We start from the raw sequence: 1282 nt of genomic DNA, 5'->3' as shown, positions 1-1282 counted from the left end.
AACGACATAGTACATTTACGCCCTTCAAAAAAAGTGTGAATATGGAGGGTTTATTTTAGCATGGCTTTTTACTAAGATATTTTCATACAAAAAAGAACTGCCTTAAAGACAGCTCCGATTGATCTTTTCAACTAACGCACCCGATAGAACCATGATTTGTTTATATTTTGGGGGTTCTCTTCCAAAACAGAAATATTATTTTCCATTTTCAGCCTCCTCTGACATGTTCATTTGTTTATAATTGTATCTTTGTAAATGTCATATTGCATTATAAAATATCTTATATCGATACCATCAAATTCAAAGGCTTAATTAAGGAGGAAATACAATGCTGCCAATTGTAAAAATAATGAAATCAGATTCAGAAATACTGTCTACTTTTAGCACTTTTAAACAACTACGACCACATTTAACTGAAGATAAATTTATAGGGAAAATTAGACGATTGCAGGATAATTATGGTTTTAACTTAGTTGCAGTTATTGAAAATGATGAAGTTAAAGCAGCTGCTGGATATAGGATTACTGAATCTCTAGCTTGGGGAAATTATTTCTATGTAGATGATTTGATTACAGATGAAAAAAGCCGTCAAAAAGGATATGCAAAAATCTTATGGGATTGGCTAATAAGTCAAGCAAAGGAAAATGATTGTGAACAATTTCATTTAGATTCTGGTGTTCATAGACATGATGCACATAGATTTTACCTCAAAGGTGGATTAGATATTACTTGTCATCATTTTCAAATGTCTCTTTAACAAACGGAATGCTTACTTGAAAAAGTAACAGAATGGAGGAACCAACAGTATGTTTGATGAATTGGTAGGCGGGGAATTCGAATCGTTCCTATGGAAAGGAATCATATACAATGTTTATATGAAGCTGGAAATGACTTGACTTGGAATCATTTACTGAAAACAAGATGATATGAAGTATTTTGTAGAGGAAGCATTTTACAAAAAAGAAAAGATACCATTACAACTGAAGTTGTTGAGAGCAGCACGAGATAGTCTAGTTATCGGAATCAAGTAAATTTAAAAAAGCTACTATTTTGAGTTAGCTTTTTTATTTTTTATCATGCAAAATAGCGACTAAAATAGGTGCAAAATATCATCTAAAGTAACACCCAACCCCTCTACCATCATGAATATATTACCAATTATAGATAAAAATTGTTTTTCACAACTATCCTGCCCGTGGGGCTTGGACCCCGTCAACTAAACAGTTCGCCCCCTACTTGCTTAAACATGATTTGGCTGGTTGGGACCAAGATCTCGTATAAC

At 33.0% G+C, this 1282-nt stretch carries 1 protein-coding gene; it reads left to right on the top strand.

All coding sequences use genetic code 11. From position 1 onward, the window contains the following. Positions 1-328 precede the first annotated feature (328 nt). Positions 329-757 (top strand): GNAT family N-acetyltransferase, encoded by a 429-nt coding sequence (locus ACIQ0C_RS27180; protein ID WP_403066015.1) that lies wholly within the window; start codon positions 329-331, stop codon positions 755-757. The last annotated feature ends 525 nt before the right edge of the window (positions 758-1282 follow it).

The sequence above is a fragment of the Peribacillus sp. NPDC096448 genome (assembly GCF_044762675.1).
Lineage (GTDB): Bacteria > Bacillota > Bacilli > Bacillales > DSM-1321 > Peribacillus > Peribacillus frigoritolerans_B.
The sequence above is the reverse complement of the archived record's forward strand: the minus strand, read 5'-3'. Positions and strand labels throughout refer to the sequence as shown.

Coding starts and splice junctions, on each gene's coding strand:
- ACIQ0C_RS27180 (WP_403066015.1), top strand. CDS start 329: ATGCTGCCAATTGTAAAAATAATGAAATCAGATTCAGAAATACTGTCT.